The 18577-nt window shown below is 62.6% G+C and carries 21 protein-coding genes; 10 read left to right on the forward strand and 11 right to left on the reverse strand.

Features of this window, described 5'->3' with window-relative positions; genetic code table 11:
- Positions 1-51: 51 nt before the first annotated feature.
- The 3 genes from V1279_RS30405 to V1279_RS30415 form a co-directional block, all read right to left on the reverse strand.
- Entirely contained in the window at positions 52-1962 is a 1911-nt protein-coding gene (locus tag V1279_RS30405) for a propionyl-CoA synthetase (RefSeq protein ID WP_334443634.1), read from the reverse strand.
- 198 nt (positions 1963-2160) lie between these two features.
- The gene (locus tag V1279_RS30410; RefSeq protein WP_334443636.1) at positions 2161-2415 is read right to left on the reverse strand and encodes a hypothetical protein; all 255 of its coding nucleotides are present in this window, start codon (positions 2413-2415) and stop codon (positions 2161-2163) included.
- Between the two features lie 4 nt (positions 2416-2419).
- Positions 2420-3184: a tetratricopeptide repeat protein gene (locus tag V1279_RS30415; RefSeq protein ID WP_334443639.1), complete on the reverse strand. Its 765-nt coding sequence runs from the start codon at positions 3182-3184 to the stop codon at positions 2420-2422.
- A gap of 229 nt (positions 3185-3413) precedes the next feature.
- Here V1279_RS30415 and V1279_RS30420 point away from each other — a divergent pair, with 229 nt between their 5' ends.
- Positions 3414-4184 (forward strand): hypothetical protein, encoded by a 771-nt coding sequence (locus V1279_RS30420; protein WP_334443641.1) that lies wholly within the window; start codon positions 3414-3416, stop codon positions 4182-4184.
- Between the two features lies 1 nt (position 4185).
- On the opposite strand, the gene V1279_RS30425 is transcribed toward V1279_RS30420, so the two are convergent.
- A complete protein-coding gene (locus V1279_RS30425; RefSeq protein ID WP_334443644.1) occupies positions 4186-4989 on the reverse strand; it encodes an SDR family NAD(P)-dependent oxidoreductase in 804 nt (267 codons plus the stop codon).
- 257 nt (positions 4990-5246) lie between these two features.
- Between V1279_RS30425 and V1279_RS30430 the strand changes: the two genes are divergently transcribed.
- The 3 genes from V1279_RS30430 to V1279_RS30440 all read left to right on the forward strand — a co-directional run bounded on the left by V1279_RS30430 (position 5247) and on the right by V1279_RS30440 (position 9934).
- On the forward strand, positions 5247-7274 hold the full coding sequence (locus tag V1279_RS30430) for a TRAP transporter permease (protein WP_334443647.1): 2028 nt from the start codon (positions 5247-5249) through the stop codon (positions 7272-7274).
- 25 nt (positions 7275-7299) lie between these two features.
- Positions 7300-8259, forward strand: coding sequence for a TAXI family TRAP transporter solute-binding subunit (locus tag V1279_RS30435; protein WP_334443649.1), 960 nt, complete (start codon positions 7300-7302; stop codon positions 8257-8259).
- 457 nt (positions 8260-8716) lie between these two features.
- Positions 8717-9934: an EAL domain-containing response regulator gene (locus V1279_RS30440; protein ID WP_334443651.1), complete on the forward strand. Its 1218-nt coding sequence runs from the start codon at positions 8717-8719 to the stop codon at positions 9932-9934.
- Between the two features lie 7 nt (positions 9935-9941).
- Here the strand turns inward: V1279_RS30440 and V1279_RS30445 are convergent, their stop codons facing one another.
- Positions 9942-10421: a hypothetical protein gene (locus V1279_RS30445; protein ID WP_334443654.1), complete on the reverse strand. Its 480-nt coding sequence runs from the start codon at positions 10419-10421 to the stop codon at positions 9942-9944.
- Between the two features lie 196 nt (positions 10422-10617).
- Between V1279_RS30445 and V1279_RS30450 the strand changes: the two genes are divergently transcribed.
- Positions 10618-10923, forward strand: a complete 306-nt coding sequence (locus V1279_RS30450) for a hypothetical protein (RefSeq protein WP_334443657.1) — start codon at positions 10618-10620, stop codon at positions 10921-10923.
- A 178-nt stretch (positions 10924-11101) separates the two neighbouring features.
- Here V1279_RS30450 and V1279_RS30455 read toward each other — a convergent pair whose 3' ends face one another.
- The 3 genes from V1279_RS30455 to V1279_RS30465 form a co-directional block, all read right to left on the reverse strand.
- On the reverse strand, positions 11102-12277 hold the full coding sequence (locus V1279_RS30455) for a hypothetical protein (RefSeq protein ID WP_334443659.1): 1176 nt from the start codon (positions 12275-12277) through the stop codon (positions 11102-11104).
- Positions 12278-12398: 121 nt separating this feature from the next.
- Positions 12399-13379 carry a Bug family tripartite tricarboxylate transporter substrate binding protein gene (locus V1279_RS30460; RefSeq protein WP_334443662.1) on the reverse strand — a complete coding sequence of 327 codons (981 nt, stop codon included), beginning with the start codon at positions 13377-13379 and terminating at the stop codon, positions 12399-12401.
- Positions 13380-13524: 145 nt separating this feature from the next.
- On the reverse strand, positions 13525-14154 hold the full coding sequence (locus V1279_RS30465) for an NUDIX hydrolase (protein ID WP_334443665.1): 630 nt from the start codon (positions 14152-14154) through the stop codon (positions 13525-13527).
- Positions 14155-14234: 80 nt separating this feature from the next.
- Between V1279_RS30465 and V1279_RS30470 the strand changes: the two genes are divergently transcribed.
- The 3 genes from V1279_RS30470 (at position 14235) to V1279_RS30480 (ending at position 16087) form a co-directional block, all read left to right on the forward strand.
- On the forward strand, positions 14235-14660 hold the full coding sequence (locus V1279_RS30470) for a PaaI family thioesterase (protein WP_334443667.1): 426 nt from the start codon (positions 14235-14237) through the stop codon (positions 14658-14660).
- Between the two features lie 38 nt (positions 14661-14698).
- Positions 14699-15721 carry an aldo/keto reductase gene (locus V1279_RS30475; RefSeq protein WP_334443670.1) on the forward strand — a complete coding sequence of 341 codons (1023 nt, stop codon included), beginning with the start codon at positions 14699-14701 and terminating at the stop codon, positions 15719-15721.
- Positions 15722-15838: 117 nt separating this feature from the next.
- A complete protein-coding gene (locus V1279_RS30480) occupies positions 15839-16087 on the forward strand; it encodes a PilZ domain-containing protein (RefSeq protein ID WP_334443673.1) in 249 nt (82 codons plus the stop codon).
- A gap of 106 nt (positions 16088-16193) precedes the next feature.
- Here V1279_RS30480 and V1279_RS30485 read toward each other — a convergent pair whose 3' ends face one another.
- Both V1279_RS30485 and V1279_RS30490 read right to left on the reverse strand, forming a co-directional pair.
- Positions 16194-16484: a hypothetical protein gene (locus V1279_RS30485; RefSeq protein WP_334443675.1), complete on the reverse strand. Its 291-nt coding sequence runs from the start codon at positions 16482-16484 to the stop codon at positions 16194-16196.
- A 319-nt stretch (positions 16485-16803) separates the two neighbouring features.
- On the reverse strand, positions 16804-16992 hold the full coding sequence (locus tag V1279_RS30490) for a hypothetical protein (protein WP_334443677.1): 189 nt from the start codon (positions 16990-16992) through the stop codon (positions 16804-16806).
- 166 nt (positions 16993-17158) lie between these two features.
- On the opposite strand from V1279_RS30490, the gene V1279_RS30495 reads away from it, so the two are divergent.
- Both V1279_RS30495 and V1279_RS30500 read left to right on the forward strand, forming a co-directional pair.
- Positions 17159-17653 carry a YciE/YciF ferroxidase family protein gene (locus V1279_RS30495; RefSeq protein ID WP_334443680.1) on the forward strand — a complete coding sequence of 165 codons (495 nt, stop codon included), beginning with the start codon at positions 17159-17161 and terminating at the stop codon, positions 17651-17653.
- A 146-nt stretch (positions 17654-17799) separates the two neighbouring features.
- A complete protein-coding gene (locus tag V1279_RS30500; RefSeq protein ID WP_334443683.1) occupies positions 17800-18084 on the forward strand; it encodes a hypothetical protein in 285 nt (94 codons plus the stop codon).
- Positions 18085-18159: 75 nt separating this feature from the next.
- Here V1279_RS30500 and V1279_RS30505 read toward each other — a convergent pair whose 3' ends face one another.
- On the reverse strand, positions 18160-18540 hold the full coding sequence (locus tag V1279_RS30505; RefSeq protein ID WP_334443686.1) for a tautomerase family protein: 381 nt from the start codon (positions 18538-18540) through the stop codon (positions 18160-18162).
- Between the last annotated feature and the right edge of the window lie 37 nt (positions 18541-18577).

Raw genomic sequence — 18577 nt, forward strand, 5'->3', positions numbered from 1 at the left:
CGTGCGCCAGGCTGATCACCGGGGTCAAGCGATTGGCCTGCCCCCGAAACCCTACACCCTGCCCTTCAGCACGTCGCCGATCTCGTCGAGCACCTTCGGGTCCTCGATGGTGGCCGGCATGGTCCAGCTCTCGCCGTCGGCGATCTTCTTGATGGTGCCGCGCAGGATTTTTCCCGAGCGTGTCTTCGGCAATCGCCCGACCGTGATCGCGAGCTTGAACGCTGCAACGGGGCCGAGCTTGTCGCGCACCAGCGCCACGATCTCCTTTTCGATCTCGGCAGGCGCGCGGGTCACGCCGGCTTTCACCACCAGGAAGCCGCAGGGCACTTCGCCCTTGATCGCGTCCTTGATGCCGAGCACCGCGCATTCGGCGACGTCGGGGTGGGAGGCGAGGATTTCCTCCATGCCGCCGGTGGAAAGCCTATGACCGGCGACATTGATGATGTCGTCGGTGCGGCCCATGACCCAGACATAGCCGTCGTCATCCTTGTAGCCGGCGTCGGAGGTCTTGTAGTAGCCGGGAAACTCCGTGAGGTAGGCCTCCTTGAAGCGCGCATCCTGCTCCCACAAGGTCGGCAGGCAGGCCGGCGGCATTGGCAGCTTGATCACGATCGAGCCCATGGTGCCCGCGGGCACCGGCCTGGATGCCTCGTCGACCACGTCGACCTGATAGCCCGGCATCGGCACCGTCGGCGAGCCGTGCTTGACCGGCAGCATGCCCAAGCCCACTGGATTGCCGGCGATGCACCAGCCGGTTTCGGTCTGCCACCAGTGATCGATCACAGGCACCTTCAACTGCGCTTCCGCCCATTCCACCGTCGGCGGATCGGCGCGCTCGCCGGCCAGGAACAGCGTGCGGAATTTCGACAGATCGTATTTCCGGATGAACGCGCCCTCCGGATCTTCCTTGCGGATGGCGCGGAACGCGGTCGGCGCGGTGAACAAGGCGACGGCCTTGTGCTCTGAAATCACGCGCCAGAACGCGCCGGCGTCCGGCGTGCCGACCGGCTTGCCCTCATACATGATCGAGGTGGCGCCATGAATCAGCGGCCCATAGACGATGTAGCTGTGGCCGACCACCCAGCCGATGTCGGAGCCGCACCACCAGACCTCGCCGGGCTTGACACCGTAGAGATTGAACATCGACCATTTCAGCGCGACCAGATGCCCGCCATTGTCGCGCACGACCCCCTTCGGGATTCCGGTGGTGCCTGACGTGTAGAGAATGTAGAGCGGATCGGTCGCCAGCACCGGCGTGCACGGCGCGGCCTTGCCGGCAGCGAGCGCGGCGCGGCGCAACGCTGCCCAGTCGTGATCGCGGCCGGCCGTGAGTTCGCAAGTCTGCTGCGGCCGCTGCAGGATGATGCAGCCCTCGGGCTTGGCGCTTGAAAGCTTGATCGCCTCGTCAAGCAGCGGCTTGTATTGCACGATGCGGCCGGGCTCGATGCCGCAGCTTGCCGAGAAGATCAGTTTCGGCTTGGCGTCGTCGATCCGGGTTGCAAGCTCTTTCGCCGCGAACCCGCCGAACACCACCGAATGCACCGCGCCGATCCGCGCGCAGGCCAGCATCGCAAACACGGCTTCCGGCACCAGCGGCATATAGAGGATGACGCGGTCGCCCTTGGCGACGCCGAAATCGGCCATCACGGCAGCCAGCGTCTGCACTTCCTTGAGCATCTCGGCATAGGTGAATTTCGAGATCGAGTTGGTCAGTGGCGAATCGTGGATCAGCGCCACCTGGTTGGCGCGGCCATTGGCGACATGGCGGTCGAGCGCGTTGTAGCAGGTGTTGACCACGGCGCCGGCGAACCAGCGGCCGTAAGTCCCCATCGAGGGATCGAAGATCTTTTTGGCCGGCTCGATCCAGTCGATCTCGCGTGCGGCCTCGGCCCAAAAGCCCTCGGGGTCGGCCAGCGAGCGGGCATGGACCTCGTGATAGCGGCTGTTGTCCTGGATGTTCATGGCGCACTCCCGGTCGTTCGCCATCCTCGTCGTCATGCCCGGGCTTGTCCCGGGCATCCACGAATTTGCTTCGACAAATGCAAGACGTGGATGGCCGGGACAAGCCCGGCCATGACGGCTGGGCGGCACTTGTTTGCCGCATTGTCACGGGAAGCGGCGCCAGATCAAGCCGAGAATAGCTTGGCCATTCGGCAAACCTCACTGCCGGACGATCGTATTGAGCTTCTCCAGCCGATCCTCCATGGCATGGCGGAGGTCGTAGCCGCGGCGGCCGAACGAGCTGTTGCGCTTTTCGATGAAGTCGCGCTGCTGCCGGGTCAGCGCCAGCGCCGCGCGATGGCTGTCGGCTTCCGCATTCGCAATCACCCGCAGAAACACGTCGTTGATGTTGCGGTCGAGCTGGGCGAGGCCCGGGTCGGCGCAGATCGCCTTTTTGACCTGGCGTGGCCACAACGGTCTAGTATCCGGCGATCCCGTTGATCTGTTGCAGGCGGTCGCGCATCGCCTTTTTCAGATCGTAGCCGGGCCGCCCGTATTCCGCATTGCGGCGGGAGATGTATTCCGCATGCTCTCGCCGCAGCTTGCGCGCCTGCTGTGGGGTCATCTTCACAGCGGCCGCCTTGACATATGACCCTTGGACCTCGCGATCGAGGTCGGCGAGTTCGGGATCGGCGCAGATCGCCTTCTCCACCTTGCGGCGGGCGGTGGTGCAGTTGAAACTCGGCTTGCCGGCGACCGCCTTCAGCGCGCCCTGCCGCTCCAGCTCCTGCGCCAGCGCCCGGTGGTTGGCTCTGGCCGCAACGTGGTCCGGGTTCAATTTGATCGCCGCAGCAAAATCGGCCACCGCCTTCGGCAGGTCGCCCTTCTTGCGCCAGAGTTCGCCGCGGAGGTTATGGATATCGGCGAGTGAGGGATCGAGCCGCAGCACGCCGTCATAGTCGGCAATGGCGCGGTCGGCCATGTCCTTGCGCTCATAGGCGGCGCCACGCGCGATCAGCGCCTTTAAACGATCGGCCTTTTCGGTCTTTGCGTTGTCGATCAGCGCGCCGCAGGCCGCGACCGTCTTGTCGTCGTCACGCGTGAGGGCGGCGGCCAGGCAGAGCGCGGGATCGACGCGCAAATCCTTGACCGGTTCGACACCGGTCGCCGATACGCCCTGCGCAAACGCGATCCATAGCAAGGAAGCCGCGACCAGCCTGCGGATGTCGGAATAGCCTCGCATCAATTGATCCGGGAAGCCTTGTGATCCGGGAAGCGTTGGATTAACGCGCGATCTTAGCAAGCCATCCGCTTTTTCGACAACGGGCGCGTGCGCGTATCCGTTTTCGTACGGGACAGATTCTGGCCGAAACGTGGCGCGCGGGAAACGTAATCCTCTTCACAGACGGAAAAACACGATCCGTGAGAAAATCTGCTGTGAACCTATTGCAGTTCTCGCGGACTCAACAACCATGACCACATTGACCGACTTCAATCCGCCGCGCGCCATCGCGCAATCCCAAACCGGCTACTTTTACTACTACATGGCGCTGGCCTGCATGGCCGTCGCTTTTCTCGGCTTCGCGCCGACCTACTGGCTGCCGCTGGCGAAGCGGTCGTTCTCGGCCTCCCCGGTCGTGCATTTTCACGGGCTGCTGTTTTTCGCATGGTCGCTCTATTTCGCATTCCAGAGCTGGTTGGCCGCGTCGGGCAAGATCGCCCGGCACCGCGCCATCGGCATGATCGGCGTCTCGCTGGCCACCGCGATGACGATCTTCGGCTTCCTGGTCGCGGTCAACGCGATGAAGCGCTCGGCGGCGGCCGGACTGACCGACGACGGAATCGCGTTCGCGATTGTTCCGCTGAGCGGAATTCTGTTCTTTGCGGTCGTCTTTGCGCTGGCGATTTCGGCCATCCGCAAGCCGGAAACGCACAAGCGGCTGATGCTGCTGGCCAGCATCTCGCTGCTCGACGCCGCGGTCGCGCGCTGGTTTCTCACCTTCCTGGCGCCTCCCGGGCCGCTTGGTCCGCCCCCGGTGCCTGTAACCATTCCGCCCGCCTTCGTCGCCTATCTCCTGCTGGTCGCCGCCATCGTCTATGATTGGCGCACGCGCGGCCGGCCGCATCCCGTCTATGTCTACGGCGGCATTGCGCTGATCGCCGTCAAGCTGCTGAACTGGCCGATCAGTGTCACGCCGCTCTGGCACTCCTTCGCCGGCGGCATATTGGCGATGGCGCAGTAAGTTAACTCGCCTTCACCGTAATCCCGCCGTCGACCACCAATTCGATGCCGGTGACGTAGCGGGATTCATCGGAGGCGAGAAACAGCGCGGCATTGGCGACGTCCCAGGCGTCACCCATGTGCCCCATCGGCACCTGGGCGTCGCGCGCGCGCCACATCGCCTCGACGTCGCCCGCCGAATAGCTGGCCGCAAGTCCTGCGGAGTGCTCGACCATCGGCGTCTTCATCAGGCCCGGCAGGATGCAATTCACCCGGACATGATCGCGTGCGAACTGCACGGCGGTCGTCTTCGTCATCTGGTTCATCGCCGCCTTCGAGGCGCCGTAAGTGACGTAGGAAATGCCGAGATGGCGGATCGAGGCGATCGACGAAATGTTGATGATCGAGCCGCCGCCCTGCTTCTGCATGACGGGAATGACGTGCTTCATGGCGAAATAGGCGCTCTTGAGATTGACCGCGAAGACGTGGTCCCAGCTCGCCTCGTTCACCTCGACCACGCTGCCCATCTCGGCAATGCCGACATTGTTGTCGAGCACGTCGATGCGGCCATAGGCCTTGAGGCACGCCGAAACCATTGCCTCCACCTCGGCTTCTCGCGAGACATCGGCGGTGAAGGCAGTCGCCTTGCCGCCCTCGCCCGCGATGATGTCGACGGTCTCCTTTGCGGCCGCCGCGTTGCGATCGACGCAAAACACCTGCGCGCCCTCGCGCGCGAAGGTCACGGCCGTCGCCTTGCCGTTGCCCCAGCCGGGACCGATCGAGCCCGCGCCCACCACCATCGCCGTCTTGCCCTTGAGCCGTTCCATCGACTTCTTCTCCCTATGAGTTTCTCATTTTCTTGTAGCCCGGGTGAAGCGAAGCGCAACCCGGGAATCTTGGCGGTTTCCCCGGATTGCGCTTCGCTCCATCCGGGCTACGGGTCAACCGGTCCGATAGACTAAAAGAGATGCCCCCGACATACGCCTACAAGGCCCTTGCCACGGTTACCCAAATTGGACTGAATGCGCCCGCGAAAGACCCGCAGGACACCGGGTCTGGGAGTTAACGCGTCCCCGGGGAAAGCATGGCCGTAGACAAGACAACGCCGCCCAATGACGAGGTCGTCGCCGTTTCGGACGAAGCCTTGCACAAGGCGGAAGCCTACATCGAGGCAGAAGAAGGCGCAGCCAATCGCCTGATGGGATGGGCAGGCCGTATCTCGACCACGATTGCCGTGGCCATGAGCCTGTTTCACCTCTACGCGGCCTACGCCATCGTTCCGACCCAGGAGTTGCGCTACACCCATGTCGCCTTTACGCTGGTCCTGAGCTTTCTGCTGTTTCCGCTGGCGACACGCTTTCGCAACCGCGTACGCTGGTGGGACGTCGTCCCCGGAATAGTCGCGGTCGCCACCATCGTCTATGCGCTGTGGGGCGGCGAGGATTTTACCGACCGCGCCACCGCGCCCGACCGCTGGGATATAGTCGTCGGCATCGTCTTCATCGTGCTGCTGCTGGAGGCGACGCGGCGCACCACCGGCGCGATTATGCCCGTGGTGTCGCTCTTGTTCATCGCTTATGCGATGCTCGGCCCGTATCTGCCGGCGCCGTGGACCCATCGCGGCTACGACCTGGCCCGGCTGGTCGGTCACCTCTTCATTACGCTGGAGGGCATCTTCGGCGTTGCCGTCGACGTGTCGGCGACACTGATCATCCTGTTCACCATCTATGGCGCATTTCTGCAGCATTCCGGCGCCGGCAAGTTCTTCATCGATTTCTCGCTGGCCTTGATGGGCGGAAAGCCCAACAGCGCCGGCCGCACGGTCGTGCTGTCGTCGTTCCTGCTCGGCGGCCCCTCCGGATCGGGCGTCGCCACCACCGTGATGATCGGCACCGTGGCCTATCCGATGATGGCCAAGGCCGGCTTCGAGAAAAACGCCGCGGGTGGATTGCTGGCAGCGGGCGGGCTGGGCGCAATCCTGTCGCCGCCGGTCTTGGGCGCCGCCGCGTTCCTGATCGCCGAGTTTCTCAAGATCAGCTATCTCGACGTGATCTGGATGGCGACCATTCCGACCTTTCTTTATTACATGTCGCTCTTGTTCATGGTCGAACTGGACGCCAAGAAGTTCCACGCCAAGAACGTGAGCATCACGACGGAGATGTCGCTCGGCCAGATGACGAAGCGATACGGCTTCCACTTCATCTCGCTGCTCGCCGTCGTCGTGTTCATGGTCATCGGCTACTCGCCATCGCTGTCGGTGTTCTACGCCATTGTGGTGACCTTCGCGCTGAGCTTCCTGCGCAGGGATACCGCGCTGGTGCCGACCAAACTGGTGAAGGCGCTGGCCGACGGCTCGATCGGCGCACTGAATGCCGCGACCACCTGCGCCTGCGCCGGCATCGTCGTCGGCATCGTGACGTTAACGGGCCTCGGCCTCAAATTCTCGTCGATCGTCATCGCCTATGCCGGCGGCAGCCTCTTGCTGACCGCGATCTACACCTCGCTGATCGTCTGGATCATTGGCCTCGCGGTACCGGTGACGGCTTCCTACATCATCTGCGCGGTGATTGCTGCACCGGCGCTCGTCAAACTCGGCGTGCCCGATTACGCCGCGCACATGTTCATCTTCTATTATGCCGTGCTGTCGGAGGTCTCGCCGCCGACGGCACTTTCGCCATTCGCCGCGGCCGCCATCACCGGCGGCGATCCCTACAAGACTACGCTGCAGTCGTGGAAATACACGCTGCCGGCGTTCCTGGTGCCGTTCGTGTTCGTGCTCGACCCGCAAGGCGTCGGCCTGCTGATGTCGATCCCGAAGGGCGGATCGTGGGTCGATATCCTCGAAATCGCGATCAAGACCAGTTTCGGGCTGCTGGCTCTGGCCGCATTTGCCCAGAACTGGGCACTGCGACAAAATACGCCGGTGGAACGCGGCCTGCTTCTGCTATCGGGGTTGCTGCTGGTGTTTCCAAGCCTGATCGAGGCCATCGTCGAATGGATCATCGGCCGCGATATCAGCTACACCTATGTGCCCGGCCTGATCATCGGTCTCGGCGTATTGCTGTGGCAGGCCAGAACGCGGTCGCCAGAGCGGCCTGCGCTAACAACATAGAGAAGAAACGATTGAGGAGACAGAAATGAAGAAGACCACAGCGATACTAGCGATAACTCTGGGGCTCGCCTTCGCGGGCGCAGCCCACGCCCAGCAGAAAACCATGTCGATCGGCACCGGCGGCACCGGCGGCGTCTACTATCCGCTCGGCGGCGCGGTTGCCAACGTGCTGTCGAAGAACCTTCCCAACGTGCAGGCCACCGCCGAGGTCACCGGCGGCTCGGTCGACAATCTCAAGCTGATCGGCGCCGGCAAGAGCGAGCTGGCCTTCACGATGGCCGACGCTGCGCTCGATGCGCTGAAGGGCGAGGACAAGTTCAAGAGCGGCAAGGTGCCGTTGCAGGCGCTGCTCGTGGTCTACCCGAACCGCATGCATGTGGTGACGGTGGAAGGCACGGGCATCCAGACCATGGCCGACCTGAAGGGCAAGCGCGTTTCGACCGGGTCGCCCGGCAGCGCCACCGAAGTGATGGCGTTCCGCGTCATCGAGGCCGCCGGCCTCGACAAGGACAAGGACATGAAGCGCGAGCGGCTCGGCGTTGCCGAATCCGTGAACGCCGTCAAGGACCGAAAGATCGATGCGTTCTTCTGGGTCGGCGGCATCCCGACTGCCGCGGTAACCGATCTCGCGGCGACGCCCGGCCTGAAGATAAAGCTGATCGACCATGGCGATCTGGCCGAGAAGATGAACGCGAAATACGGCAAGCTCTATTCTTCCAGCAAGATCAAGGCAGGTTCGTATCCGGGCTACGACAAGGACAATTCCATCACCGACGTCTGGAACCTGATCGTCACCGGCGACAAGATGAGCAACGAGGACGCCTACACCATCGTCAAGACGCTGGTGGAGAAGAAGGCCGACATCGTCGCCGTGCACAAGGAAGCCGAGAGTTTTACGCTCGACAACCAGGTGCAGGAACGTTCGCCGATCCCGTTCCATCCCGGCGCGCTGAAATACTTCAAGGAAAAGGGCATCGGCGGCTAGGCTTCGCCATCCGGACGACGCGGAAGCGCTGTCCGGAAGCAGGTTACAGTGACCGCGGCCTGCCGAAGGCCGCGGTTTTTTTTTGCCGAAAGCAAAATTGCGTGCATCGCGTCATTGCTGCTCCCGCGAAGGAGCGCGGCGCGCCACAGTAGCCGCAGTAGAGGTGTTCTCAAACCCACGAACATCGCCGCGCCGACAAGCGACCACAGGCGTTAACAGGCGGGGCTGACAAATATTGCTCAGGCCGACGCATCAACTCGTCGAAGCGCACGAAACAACGGATGAGCTCATCCGATTCCGGCCTCGAGCCGCCGAGCCCGGCGATTTCCTAAAATTTTATTCGTGTCGGCGGCTTTAACCCTACTGAAGTAATCATGTGACCTCCCGCAAAATTCCATTTTTGCGACCGCAACGCGGATGTACCACTGGCGTTGGGGTATCTGTCTGGAGGGCGGCCATGGAGCAGATCGACTTTAACGAGCATACACGCGCAGCGCACTTCGGGCACCGGAAGCTAACGCCCAGAGCCTGCGTCGTTGACAGCAAAAAGCACCTCCGATTGTTCCTTTCCGACGCTCTCGAGGATCTCGGCTTCGTGACCTGCGAATGCGGGCAGGCCGGCGATTTGGCAGGCGTCCTGCAGGCGGAGCAGCCGGACCTGATCGTGCTCAGCGTGTGTGTCGACGGGATCAATGTCGGCGAAATTCTCGAGGTCATTGTCCGCAAGAATTTCGCTGGCAAAGTCCTCGTCATCGGTCAACCCGACTCGATTATGGTAAAGGCGGTCAGGCAGATTGGCGGCGAATATGGCATTGCCATGCTGCCCTCGCTGCAGACGCCTTTCGGCGCAGCGAGCCTGCGCGACAGCGTCGCGGCACTGCTGCCGGCCGAGCCAGCGCCAAGCCCCGCCGTCGATGTCGCCGAGGCCTTGAAGGCCGGCTGGCTCGAACTGTGGTATCAGCAGAAGATCAACACCCGCACGCTGGCACCGAGCGGCGCGGAGGCGCTGGTCCGGATGCGCCATCCTGCCTGGGGCGTAGTCCCGCCGGCCTATTTCATTCCCGACGATAAGGATCCGCATTTTCGCAGCCTGTCCGAATTCGTAGTCGGCCGCGCCATCGAGGACTGGCGCTATCTGCTGGAGAGCCAGGGCCCGGTCGACCTTTCGATCAACCTGCCGGTATCGTTCTTCGGCAATGCCGCGGCGGTGCGCGATCTGTGCCGCGCCATGCCCACCCACCCGGCATTCGCAGGACTTTTAATCGAAATCAACAGCAGCGAGGTGATCGACAACCCCGATCTGGTAGTGGACGCTGCAAAACGTCTGCGGCTGCACAATATCGCGATCGCAATCGACAATGTCGGCGCGGAATGGCCGTCCCTTCTGGAGCTTCGGAGTTTCCCGTTCGCCGAACTGAAGGTCGACCAGCAATACATCAACGGCTGCGCGGACGACCGGCTGAAGCAGACGGTATGCCGGCGCATTATCGAGCTGGCCCGGGACAACGGCGCCCGCGCCGTCGCGCAAGGTATCGAGACCCGCGCCGATTTTCTCGCCGCTCACGAGATGGGGTTCGATCTGGTTCAGGGCTACCTGTTCGGCAAGCCGGTGGCGGTGCGGAAATTTGCTCGCTCCCGCCCGCAGCTCGCATCCGACTCCGACAAGCCGTCCTGAGCCAGGCTCATTCGAGCTTCATGTCGATGCATTTCGAGATATCGGAGCCGAGGCCGGACGAGATGATGATGCAACCGCGTACCTTCGGATTATTGTTGTCGCTGGCCCACACCGCATAGCCGCCGGGACCGAAGAACGAATTGGTGTTCGGCGGCTCGGTTTCGGTGGCATCGAACGAATAGTTTCCGTCGGTATCGAAGATACGCGGTTTCTTGGTGCAGCCACCGTCGGACTGGACGTTGATGACTTCCTTGTTGTCCCGCGTCAGCGCCAGCGAGACCTGGCAGCGGAAATATTCTGATGTCTTGACGTTGAACACGTACGCGTAGGATTTGCACGTCGCCGTGTTGAGCTTGCCCGGAGCCAGGCCGCGGCTGCATGCAATCCGCTGGTTGTTCGAGAGCTTGAAATTGTCGGCCTGTGCCGCGGAAGCCAGCGTCATGAACGACAGCGCAACACCCAAACCGATCTTCATGACGTGGTTCATCCTGACCATCCTATGACGTTTTTCGCAATGCGTGCTTGTAGCCGAAGGCGAACATAGTCGCGAAGTCGAACGCGGGAAATCACAAAGTCTCAAGTGCGGTGTGATGCGTCGAAGGTGCCAATTGACGGCACGATGCCGTTCGTGATTTGTTCAAAGCATGGGGCAAGAAGCCGAATGGCTGTGGGGAGGATGAATGATGACGTGCATTTCAACGAAGGCGACTTTGGCGGTGGCCGTCCTGGCGGGGTTTTCGACTTGCGCATTTGCGCAAGGCGCGGCGCCGACACCCTGGGAGTTGAAGCAGGATATGGCCTATGCCTACGGCAAGGACGGCAAGACGCTTTCCTACAAGATGGGCACCAACAATGCCGGCACGCTGCTGAAAGGCGCCAAGAAGGTGCCGAAGGGGACGTTGTTCTTCATCGGCCAGAACGGACAGCTCTATATGCGCTCCGGGCCCTATCTGGAAGGCGACGGCAAGTTCATGTTCGGGTCGGATTGAGGGGTGCAGAAACTAACTGCAGTGTCGTCCCGGCCAAGTGAGCGTAGCGAACGCTGAGCCGGGACCCATACGCCGCGGCCTCTCTTGGGGGCAATCTGGCAGACGTCTCGGTCTATCGATTCCGGCCGGTGGTTATGGGTCCCGGCTCGCGCTTCGCTTGGCCAGGACGACAATAGACCTAAAACGCCGCCGCCAATTCCTTCGCGCCGGGCTTGCCAGAGTTGAAATCCATGCGTTCGTCGGTGACTGCGAGTAGCTTCGCCACCGTGTTGTGGCGGATCGCGACGGGGTTGCGCTCATAGCCGCCGCGCTGGAAGAAATTCGAGGTCGGCACCTGCTCGCGCATCGCCTGCGGCATGGTCACCATGTCGAGGCCGGTGCCGTCGCCGGTCAGGTTCATCATTTCGAGTTCGGCGGCCGAGAGCGGGCGGTTGTAGCCCTTGGCGCGCACGAAATGGACCGACGTCAGCAGCTTGTGGGTCTGCAGCATCGGCCCGACGTCGATATCGAGCACCATGGCATGCACCGCCCAGCCCTGCGGGGTATTGGCGAGCTTCTCATGCTCGGACCAGGTGTCCGGCACGGTGCGCGCAAATGCCACCATCTTTTTCAGCACCGCAAGCTTGTGGTCCATCGCCTTGCGCGGCGCGCCCGACAGCGCAGCCGCCCTTGCCGTCAATTCCCTGATGAATTCGTGGCCCTGTTCGGCCAGCAATTCGACGCTGTTGGTGGTGAGCAACTGGTTGTAGCCGATCGCGGTCGAGATCGCGCGGGAGCCCGGCCGCGAGGCACTCAAGCCTGACTGCATGTCGTAATTGCCATTGCCGCCGGTCTCGAACGAATAGACCCGTATCGCTTGCTCGCGCGTCAGTCCCGCCGCGAGTGCATAGCGGGCATAGGCGCGCTTGAATTCGACTTCGGCGGCCGGCCGCTGCGGCACGAACTGGAAATGCTCGGCGGCCGCTTTGAGGAAATCGGCGACCACCGGCAGCGGCTTGCGCTCGCGCGGCGGCTTCTCTTCCTCCGGCTCCGGACTAACCGGGCGCTTCGGACCGGTATAGACCGGCGGCTGCGTCAGCACGTAATCGTTCAGCGCAATGGCCTGGCGTTCCCGGCGCTTGGCGTTGCGGCCCTTTCGCTTCTCCGAGATCGAGGCCCAATAGGCCCCCGCCTCCTCCTCGAACGCGGAGCGCGCTTCCTGATATTCCTTCAGCTTGCGGCGATATTCGGCGATCGCCTGCGGCGAGGCTCCTTGCGCCATCGCATCGGCGGCAGAGGGAGCAAGCGTGCGCGCGTCCATCGCCATTGCAGGCGCGCCCGCGAACAGCGCGAGCGTGACAAATCCGGAACCCATGCGAATCAATTGCAGGCACATCGCCTTGTTGTAGCAAGCGTGCCCACGAAGTCAGCCCCGAAAGAGGTCGCAGTTCGGTGCCGCTGAAGGCACCTTCTCCCACAAGGGGAGGGAAAGGCCCCTACTCCTGCTCGACGCCGCTGGTCTTCACGAGCTGCGACCACTTCTTCTCATCCTTGTCGATGAAGTCGGCATAGTCTTCCGGCGTGCCGGGCGTGATTTCGGTGCCGTCATTGCTCAATTGCTTCTTCACCTCGTCGGAGGCGAGCGCGTCTCGCAGCGCCTTGTTGAGCTTGTCGATGATCGGCCGCGGCGTGCCGGCGGGCGCGACAAGGCCGTAATAGAGCGAGGCGTCGAAGCCGGACAGGCCTGCTTCTATCATGGTCGGCACGTCGGGCAGCAAGCCCGAACGGGCGATGCTGCTCACCGCAAGCGCGCGCAGCTTGCCGGCGGAGACATTGGCATGCGAGGCCGGGATCGGCGCGAATGCTATCGGGATGTGGCCGCCGAGGAGATCGGTCAGCGCCGGGCCGGTGCCCTTGTAGGGGATGTGCACGAGTTTGATGCCGGCGGCGCGGGCGAAATATTCGCCGGTGATGTGGCTGGCGGTGCCGGCGCCGGCCGAGCCGAAATTGACCTTGTTCGGATTGGCCTTCGCATAGGCGATCAGTTCGGCGACGCTTTTCGCGGGGAACGACGGATGCACCACCAGCGAATTCGGCGCGTTGCCAATCATGCCGATCGGCGCAAAATCCTTGCGCGGATCGTAGCCTGGGTTCTTGTAGAGCGAGGGACCGATCGCCAGCGTGCCGGTGTAGCCCAGGAGCAACGTGTAACCATCGGGATCGCTTTTCGCGACCGCCTTGGTGCCGACCGTGCCGCCGGCGCCGGGACGATTGTCGACCACGACCTTCTCGCCGAGCAGTTCGCTTATCTTGTCGGCAATGGCGCGGCCGACGATCGAGGTGCTGCCGCCGGGCGCGAATGGAATGACCAGCGTGATGGCGCGGGCGGGATAGGTTTGCGCTCGCGCTGAATCGACGGCTACGCTAACACCGAGCAGTGCGGCGACGACACAAAAGCTCTTGATCCACGTGGACATGATAAGCGCGCTCCCAGGACTGTTTTTCTTATGGCGCCGCCATCGTTGCTGAAACGATCCGTATTCGCAAGTTGACTTCCGAATGAGGTGCTTACGTCGTCATTGCGATCCATCGTATCTCACATCGTGAGATGGATGCGCGATGCTACCTCCACGCAAATACCGGCTGTTCCAGTTCCGCGACGCGCGTGTTTCTTCCCGCCAGCACTTCGGCAAATTGATAGATCAGCGCCGCCGTAGGCGCGTGGATATGCTGGCCGGCGTGCCGAAAGCGAATCACGTGCCGTGTGCTTTCGGGGATCGTCGTGAAGCTGAAGGCGTCGTTTCGTTCGATATCGGCGAGCGCGACGCGATGCACCGAGGCGACCTCGGCGGGGTTGGGTACGAAATCGGCGCTGGCGCTCACCCAGACCACCACGGGCGTAATGAGATAGCCTGATCGCGTCGGGTAGTCGTCGAGCAGGCCGAGCACATCGTCCTCGCCGAGGCCAACGCCGAGTTCTTCGTGAAGCTCGCGCAGCGCCGCCTGCGCCTGCGTCTCGCCGTGGTCGCAACGCCCGCCCGGCAGCGCCCATTGGGCGGCGTGCGAACGCAAGGTCGCGGCGCGGCGGGTCAGCAGAAACGTCGTCCCCCCGCCGGCCTCGGCTGCCGTCAGCGCGATGGCCACGGCAGCGCGCTTCAGCCCAGCCACCGTCTCGCCGGATGACGCCCGCGCAAATGCCGCGCAGCGACCTGCAATATTCCGCCGTGTGGTATCGTCGAATGACCGGACCATCCCGCTTGACTACAACACAAGCACATCAGATGAAATGGCCCCGGACAGCATGACAGCCCGCAGGAAACGGAAAGCACGACATGACGAGCAAAGCCGCGGATAAACTCAAATCCGACGGCTGGAAGATCGTCGAAACATCCGGCTTCCTGCACCTGATCGGCCCGCTATGGCAGCGCGTGGTCGACGGCACGCACGAATACGCACTTGCTACCGAGGACAAGCACCACAACCGCCGCGGCCTGGTGCAGGGCGGCGTCATCATGACCTTCGCCGATCGAACCTGCGGCATGACAGCCCGCTTCGTCTCGGGCAAGCCGACGCTGGCGACGGTGCAGCTCGATACGCACTTTGTCGAAGCCGGCAAGATCGGCGAGGTTTTGGTGTCGAAGCCGCACGTGGTGCGCTCCACACGCAGCCTCATCTTCATCTCGACAGAGGTGACCGTCGATAAACGCTGTATCGCGATGGCGAGCGGCGTGTTCAAGATATTGAAGAGTGAGAGTTGAGGTACCGTCATTGCGTAGAGCCGGAGGAGACCCACCCCATGCAACACCGTAACCTCGGCCGCAGCGGCCTGAAGATTTCACCGATCTGTCTGGGCACCATGATGTTCGGCGGGCCTACCGACGAGGCGACGTCTTCGCGGATCGTGGGACGCGCGCGCGAGGCCGGCGTCAACTTCATCGACGGCGCGGACGCCTATAATGGCGGCCAGTCCGAGCAGGTGGTCGGCCGCGCCATCTCGAACAACAGGCACAACTGGATTCTCGCGACAAAGCTCGCCAACCAGATCGGCGACGACCCCAGTCGCGGCGGGCTGTCGCGGCGCTGGGTGATGCAGGCGGCGGACGAAAGCCTGAAACGGCTCGGCACCGACTTCATCGACATCTATTACCTGCACAAGGAGGACCACGCGACGCCGCTGGAGGAGACGGTGCGCGCCATCGGCGACCTGATGCGCCAGGGCAAGATCCGTTATTTCGGCGTCTCGAACTACCGCGCCTGGCGCGTCGCCGAGATCTGCAACATCTGCGACAAGAACGGCATCGATCGCCCAATTGTCAGCCAGCCCTATTACAACGCCATGAACCGGATGCCCGAGGTCGAGCATTTCCCGGCCTGCGGTTATTACGGCCTCGGCATCGTGCCCTATAGCCCCTTGGCGCGCGGCGTGCTGACCGGCAAGTACAAGCCGGATGCTGCGCCCGACAAGGAGACGCGCGCCGGCCGCGCCGACAAGCGGATGATGCAGACCGAATGGCGGCCGGAATCCCTGCAGCTCGCGCAGGAGATCAAGCGGCACGCCGAAGCCCACGGCATCACCGCCGGGCAGTTCGCGGTTTCATGGGTGCTGAATTCGTCGTTCGTCTCGGCGGTGATCGCGGGTCCGCGCACCGAGGAGCAATGGGACGACTACCTGAAGGCGCTCGACTATCGCTTCACGGCCGAGGACGAGGCGCTGATCGACCGGCTGGTGGCGAGCGGCCACCCCTCGACGCCGGGGTTCAATGACCCGGCCTATCCGATCGAGGGCCGGCGGGCGCGGACGGATGGCCAGGCCCGATGAGCTGCAAGGGCGACCCTGCGGCAATTTACCACTTTGCGTTGCGCCAGGGCTGGTACGTTTTGTAACAGGATAGTAACCTCGCTGGCCGAAGACTTCCCGGTTCACGCGGAGGTCCATGTGGCGGACGAGCACAGAACAGCACCCCGGCGGCGGTTGTTGAAAGCGGGCAAGATTTCGTTTGGCGGCGGCGCCGCCTTCGATTGCACGGTCCGCAATCTTTCCGAAACCGGTGCCGCACTCGAGGTGACCTCCCCCGTCGGCATTCCCGAACGCTTCACGCTGGTGATCGAAGCCGATCACCTTCATCTGCCGTGCCGCGTCGTCTGGCGAAAAGAGAGGCGGATCGGGGTTCATTTCGAGACCTGACCGGCGCCGCCGCACCACAGGCGGACCTGACAGATCGCGGCAGGCCCGGCCTGATACGTCGTTACCGAACCCGCCGCGAAATGATCGCTCCTCGCAGCCTCAAGCGTCAGTGTCTGGATTCGAGGCTGACGATAACGCCTGTGGGCTCGGGCTCGTGCGGCGACAGTTTCGTCAGCGTCTCATCACTCCAATTGGCAAGGTTTACGATCATGCCGACTGGCGCTTCCGGCTCGGAAGCTTCGGTCGGTTCCAGGACGTTGAGCCCGCCGCTGTCGAGGAAGAACGTATGATCCCCGAACATGCTGGCCAGTTGCGGAACTACCGGATGATCGTCAGGCAGCGCCTGGGCTTCGAATTGCTTCAAGGTGCGTTCCACCTGTGCCGAGTTTAATTTCATGCAGGACTCCTTGCTTGGCTTCTTGGTTGGTCGAGGACCGCATAACGGCGAAGGCCGCACACGGCTGCTTCCTGCGAAGGATACGAAAGGCGTCAAGGGTGTCGTATCTTGATCGCTCGTCCCACCAGCACAGCGCGCTGGTTCGCAAGTTCTAATTCAATTCAGCAAGCCGAATTGAACCCGGGACAGTGGTGCCTCTTTGCGCCCGTTCAACCCGGCAACGAAATTAAATCCGCAATGTTCCGCAGAAAGCCATGTTCGAAATGCTGCATCTACCGCACGGAACTCTGCGGAACGCGCTAAGCAACGGCGCCGCCTGCTATCTCCCGTCGGGAATCGGATGCAGCCTCGCCAGTTCGTCGAGCGGCAGATGAGCTTCCGCATCGCTCAGCGCGAAACGGACAATGACGTCCTGACGGCCGATCTGCCCCCATAGCCCGTCCGATGACCATTTCTGCGGCATGGGCCCGCGCAGACCCTCGACCCAGACAAAATACCATTCCGTCATCGAACACCTCCTGGCGCATGGCCCGGAACCAGATGCGCCGCGGTCTCGTTGAAAAGACATCGCGAGGCCTCGAACGCGAAAAAGGCCGCCCGGCTTGTGCCGGCTGCTTCCGAATTCAGCGACGCGCCCGGAAGCCTCGTACACATCCGATGATAAGGATTTCGTCATGGAAATCAGCAATTTCAAGGACATGTACTTGGCCGAACTGCAGGAACTGGTGAGTGTCGAGGAGCAACTTGGCGAAGCGCTGTTGCGCATGGCGGCCGCAGCATCTCACCCGGCATTGAAGGATGCGCTGGTGGACCACCATGCGGAGACAATGAGGCAGAAGGAGCGCCTTGTCGGCATCCTTCACAAACACGGCGCCGACCCGACGGCGCATGTCGATCAGTCCATGCAGGCCCTGATCGGTGAAACCCGCAAGATGCTCGGCATTTTGGAGGGCGACGATCTTCGCGATGCGGGCCTGATCGCATCCGCCCAGAAACTCGAGCACTACGAGATCGCCGCTTACGGTTCAGCCGCAGCACTTGCCGGCCAGCTCGATCTGCGTGACGACCAGGTGCTGTTGCACGACAGCCTGCTGGAAGAGAAAGAGGCCGACGCCATCCTCACCGATATCGCCAAGGGCGAAGTCAATCCGGACGCGCTGGCGGCGTGATCGCCAGCAAGGGCGCGCACGAGCATACGACACTGCGATCCGTGCGGCCTGATCGTCGCTGACAGAACTGCGAAGAGACCGCCCTTGGGCGGTCTTTTGCTCAGCGCGAAATGGCTTACTCTGCCGGGATGAAATGGCTCCTGACAATGGCCGCTTTGGCCTGCAATCCCGGCGACCGCCTGGTCGACCTGCGCGACAAGATTCCTCGTGGCCTGAATTCAATCGACCTGATGGTCACCGTCGAACCTTTTTATGCTCGCTTCTACATCTACCAGCCGGGCTTTCCGGAGAGCATCCAGCATTGCTGCGGCAACAAGCCTGCTTCGATTATCAAGGTGCCCGTCGTCGATGGCCGGTTTTGCGTCAGACAAAGTCAGCCGAAGATGAAATGGACGGTTCGGGCCATCTTCAGGCCCGATATTCAGATGTAGTTGGGCGGAACTGGAGAAAGCCCGCGGATGGGCAAATGGCGTGCCCCAACGTTGCAGCAAGTTCACGCATGCCCCTCAAGCGAATTGCGCGAGGCCGTGGCCGACTGACCAATTCTCTTTCGCGGCCTCGAGCACATTCACGAACACGTTCTCCGGCCGGATGCCGGGGCTTTCGCCGAGCAACTCCGCGGTCCGCCGGAACAGCGCTTTCTTCTGTTCCGGGGTGCGCGTGTTGAACACGGTGATCTGGATGAACACGACATCGTCGCTCCGGGCGATTCCAAAACAAGACGCGCCGTAGCGGAAGTTCGCCGCGCCGTGCTCGCTGATGGTCATGAACTGGTCGTCTTCGGGCACGTCTAACGCTTCGCGCATCGCGCGGTAAAGGCCGTCGAAGATCGCCTGCCGGTAGGCTTCCGGCTTTCCGGCGCGCAGTGAGATGTGAACGAGCGGCATCGTGGATCCTTTCGAAAAACTGGTAAGGCGAACGCGC

Origin of the sequence: Bradyrhizobium sp. AZCC 1610 (assembly GCF_036924515.1) — a bacterium.
Classification (GTDB): domain Bacteria; phylum Pseudomonadota; class Alphaproteobacteria; order Rhizobiales; family Xanthobacteraceae; genus Bradyrhizobium.

Coding starts and splice junctions, on each gene's coding strand:
- V1279_RS30425 (WP_334443644.1), bottom strand. CDS start 4,989: ATGGAACGGCTCAAGGGCAAGACGGCGATGGTGGTGGGCGCGGGCTCG.
- V1279_RS30440 (WP_334443651.1), top strand. CDS start 8,717: ATGGAGCAGATCGACTTTAACGAGCATACACGCGCAGCGCACTTCGGG.
- V1279_RS30465 (WP_334443665.1), bottom strand. CDS start 14,154: ATGGTCCGGTCATTCGACGATACCACACGGCGGAATATTGCAGGTCGC.
- V1279_RS30430 (WP_334443647.1), top strand. CDS start 5,247: ATGGCCGTAGACAAGACAACGCCGCCCAATGACGAGGTCGTCGCCGTT.
- V1279_RS30445 (WP_334443654.1), bottom strand. CDS start 10,421: ATGAACCACGTCATGAAGATCGGTTTGGGTGTTGCGCTGTCGTTCATG.
- V1279_RS30455 (WP_334443659.1), bottom strand. CDS start 12,277: ATGGGTTCCGGATTTGTCACGCTCGCGCTGTTCGCGGGCGCGCCTGCA.
- V1279_RS30475 (WP_334443670.1), top strand. CDS start 14,699: ATGCAACACCGTAACCTCGGCCGCAGCGGCCTGAAGATTTCACCGATC.
- V1279_RS30500 (WP_334443683.1), top strand. CDS start 17,800: ATGGCCGCTTTGGCCTGCAATCCCGGCGACCGCCTGGTCGACCTGCGC.
- V1279_RS30450 (WP_334443657.1), top strand. CDS start 10,618: ATGACGTGCATTTCAACGAAGGCGACTTTGGCGGTGGCCGTCCTGGCG.
- V1279_RS30415 (WP_334443639.1), bottom strand. CDS start 3,184: ATGCGAGGCTATTCCGACATCCGCAGGCTGGTCGCGGCTTCCTTGCTA.
- V1279_RS30420 (WP_334443641.1), top strand. CDS start 3,414: ATGACCACATTGACCGACTTCAATCCGCCGCGCGCCATCGCGCAATCC.
- V1279_RS30460 (WP_334443662.1), bottom strand. CDS start 13,379: ATGTCCACGTGGATCAAGAGCTTTTGTGTCGTCGCCGCACTGCTCGGT.
- V1279_RS30485 (WP_334443675.1), bottom strand. CDS start 16,484: ATGAAATTAAACTCGGCACAGGTGGAACGCACCTTGAAGCAATTCGAA.
- V1279_RS30405 (WP_334443634.1), bottom strand. CDS start 1,962: ATGAACATCCAGGACAACAGCCGCTATCACGAGGTCCATGCCCGCTCG.
- V1279_RS30495 (WP_334443680.1), top strand. CDS start 17,159: ATGGAAATCAGCAATTTCAAGGACATGTACTTGGCCGAACTGCAGGAA.
- V1279_RS30490 (WP_334443677.1), bottom strand. CDS start 16,992: ATGACGGAATGGTATTTTGTCTGGGTCGAGGGTCTGCGCGGGCCCATG.
- V1279_RS30505 (WP_334443686.1), bottom strand. CDS start 18,540: ATGCCGCTCGTTCACATCTCACTGCGCGCCGGAAAGCCGGAAGCCTAC.
- V1279_RS30470 (WP_334443667.1), top strand. CDS start 14,235: ATGACGAGCAAAGCCGCGGATAAACTCAAATCCGACGGCTGGAAGATC.
- V1279_RS30435 (WP_334443649.1), top strand. CDS start 7,300: ATGAAGAAGACCACAGCGATACTAGCGATAACTCTGGGGCTCGCCTTC.